The 3277-nt window shown below is 49.1% G+C and carries 2 tRNA genes and 2 rRNA genes (1 of these 4 only partly in view); all 4 read left to right on the top strand.

Annotated features, from left to right (window positions below):
- Positions 1-36: 36 nt before the first annotated feature.
- Positions 37-108: transfer RNA gene (locus tag ATE37_RS04970), tRNA-Glu, on the top strand.
- A 231-nt stretch (positions 109-339) separates the two neighbouring features.
- Positions 340-1888, top strand: a 16S ribosomal RNA gene (locus ATE37_RS04965).
- 51 nt (positions 1889-1939) lie between these two features.
- Positions 1940-2012 (top strand) — tRNA-Ala (locus ATE37_RS04960).
- A 122-nt stretch (positions 2013-2134) separates the two neighbouring features.
- Positions 2135-3277, top strand: a 23S ribosomal RNA gene (locus ATE37_RS04955) (it continues 1759 nt past the right edge of the window).
- The 16S and 23S rRNA genes sit together here with 2 tRNA genes alongside, the layout of an rRNA operon.

Raw genomic sequence — 3277 nt, 5'->3', positions numbered from 1 at the left:
AAAAGTAGGTATAATAGAAAGAGTTGAAAAGCTCAAGGTCCGTTGGTCAAGGGGTTAAGACACCGCCTTTTCACGGCGGTAACACGGGTTCGAATCCCGTACGGACTATGGTGTATTGCGGTTAAAAAAAACTTGGAAAAAAGTTTAAAAAAGTGTTGACAGAGGTTAGCAGCTGTGATATACTGATATAGTTGTCGCTTGAGAGAGATTGAGTGACAAAGACCTTTGAAAACTGAACAAGACGAACCAATGTGCAGGGCACTATAACTAAGGTTATAGTACTGAACAATGAAAAAACAATAAATCTGTCAGTGACAGAAATGAGTGAGAACTCAAACTTTTAATGAGAGTTTGATCCTGGCTCAGGACGAACGCTGGCGGCGTGCCTAATACATGCAAGTAGAACGCTGAAGAGAGGAGCTTGCTCTTCTTGGATGAGTTGCGAACGGGTGAGTAACGCGTAGGTAACCTGCCTGGTAGCGGGGGATAACTATTGGAAACGATAGCTAATACCGCATAAAATGGATTATCGCATGATAATGCATTGAAAGGTGCAAATGCATCACTACCAGATGGACCTGCGTTGTATTAGCTAGTTGGTGGGGTAACGGCTCACCAAGGCGACGATACATAGCCGACCTGAGAGGGTGATCGGCCACACTGGGACTGAGACACGGCCCAGACTCCTACGGGAGGCAGCAGTAGGGAATCTTCGGCAATGGACGGAAGTCTGACCGAGCAACGCCGCGTGAGTGAAGAAGGTTTTCGGATCGTAAAGCTCTGTTGTAAGAGAAGAACGAGTGTGAGAGTGGAAAGTTCACACTGTGACGGTATCTTACCAGAAAGGGACGGCTAACTACGTGCCAGCAGCCGCGGTAATACGTAGGTCCCGAGCGTTGTCCGGATTTATTGGGCGTAAAGCGAGCGCAGGCGGTTAGATAAGTCTGAAGTTAAAGGCTGTGGCTTAACCATAGTACGCTTTGGAAACTGTTTAACTTGAGTGCAAGAGGGGAGAGTGGAATTCCATGTGTAGCGGTGAAATGCGTAGATATATGGAGGAACACCGGTGGCGAAAGCGGCTCTCTGGCTTGTAACTGACGCTGAGGCTCGAAAGCGTGGGGAGCAAACAGGATTAGATACCCTGGTAGTCCACGCCGTAAACGATGAGTGCTAGGTGTTAGACCCTTTCCGGGGTTTAGTGCCGCAGCTAACGCATTAAGCACTCCGCCTGGGGAGTACGACCGCAAGGTTGAAACTCAAAGGAATTGACGGGGGCCCGCACAAGCGGTGGAGCATGTGGTTTAATTCGAAGCAACGCGAAGAACCTTACCAGGTCTTGACATCCCTCTGACCGCTCTAGAGATAGAGTTTTCCTTCGGGACAGAGGTGACAGGTGGTGCATGGTTGTCGTCAGCTCGTGTCGTGAGATGTTGGGTTAAGTCCCGCAACGAGCGCAACCCCTATTGTTAGTTGCCATCATTCAGTTGGGCACTCTAGCGAGACTGCCGGTAATAAACCGGAGGAAGGTGGGGATGACGTCAAATCATCATGCCCCTTATGACCTGGGCTACACACGTGCTACAATGGCTGGTACAACGAGTCGCAAGCCGGTGACGGCAAGCTAATCTCTTAAAGCCAGTCTCAGTTCGGATTGTAGGCTGCAACTCGCCTACATGAAGTCGGAATCGCTAGTAATCGCGGATCAGCACGCCGCGGTGAATACGTTCCCGGGCCTTGTACACACCGCCCGTCACACCACGAGAGTTTGTAACACCCGAAGTCGGTGAGGTAACCTTTTAGGAGCCAGCCGCCTAAGGTGGGATAGATGATTGGGGTGAAGTCGTAACAAGGTAGCCGTATCGGAAGGTGCGGCTGGATCACCTCCTTTCTAAGGATAAGGAACTGCACATTGGTCTTGTTTAGTCTTGAGAGGTCTTGTGGGGCCTTAGCTCAGCTGGGAGAGCGCCTGCTTTGCACGCAGGAGGTCAGCGGTTCGATCCCGCTAGGCTCCATTGGTGAGAGATCACCAAGTAATGCACATTGAAAATTGAATATCTATATCAAATAGTAACAAGAAAATAAACCGAAACGCTGTAGTATTAAAAGAGTTTATGACTGAAAGGTCAAAAAATAAGGTTAAGTTAATAAGGGCGCACGGTGGATGCCTTGGCACTAGGAGCCGAAGAAGGACGTGACAAACGACGATATGCCTTGGGTAGCTGTAAGTAAGCGATGATCCAGGGATTTCCGAATGGGGGAACCCAACAGGTACTACCTGTTACCCATATCTGTTAAGGATATGAGGAGGAAGACGCAGTGAACTGAAACATCTAAGTAGCTGCAGGAAGAGAAAGCAAAAGCGATTGCCTTAGTAGCGGCGAGCGAAACGGCAGAAGGGCAAACCGAAGAGTTTACTCTTCGGGGTTGTAGGACTGCAATGTGGACTCAAAGATTATAGAAGAATGATTTGGGAAGATCAGCCAAAGAGAGTAAGAGCCTCGTATTTAAAATAGTCTTTGTACCTAGCAGTATCCTGAGTACGGCGGGACACGAGAAATCCCGTCGGAATCTGGGAGGACCATCTCCCAACCCTAAATACTCCCTAGTGACCGATAGTGAACCAGTACCGTGAGGGAAAGGTGAAAAGCACCCCGGGAGGGGAGTGAAATAGAACCTGAAACCGTGTGCCTACAACAAGTTCGAGCCCGTTAATGGGTGAGAGCGTGCCTTTTGTAGAATGAACCGGCGAGTTACGATATGATGCGAGGTTAAGTTGAAGAGACGGAGCCGTAGGGAAACCGAGTCTGAATAGGGCGCATTAGTATCATGTCGTAGACCCGAAACCATGTGACCTACCCATGAGCAGGTTGAAGGTGCGGTAAGACGCACTGGAGGACCGAACCAGGGCACGTTGAAAAGTGCTTGGATGACTTGTGGGTAGCGGAGAAATTCCAAACGAACTTGGAGATAGCTGGTTCTCTCCGAAATAGCTTTAGGGCTAGCGTCGACATCAAGATTCTTGGAGGTAGAGCACTGTTTGGGTGAGGGGTCCATCCCGGATTACCAATCTCAGATAAACTCCGAATGCCAAAGAATTATGGTCGGCAGTCAGACTGCGAGTGCTAAGATCCGTAGTCGAAAGGGAAACAGCCCAGACCACCAGCTAAGGTCCCAAAATAATTGTTAAGTGGAAAAGGATGTGGGGTTGCACAGACAACTAGGATGTTAGCTTAGAAGCAGCTATTCATTCAAAGAGTGCGTAATAGCTCACTAGTCG

Source organism: Streptococcus oralis subsp. tigurinus (assembly GCF_002093575.1).
In the GTDB taxonomy this organism is placed as follows: domain Bacteria; phylum Bacillota; class Bacilli; order Lactobacillales; family Streptococcaceae; genus Streptococcus; species Streptococcus oralis_CH.
This window is presented reverse-complemented; position numbering and strand designations above follow the sequence as displayed.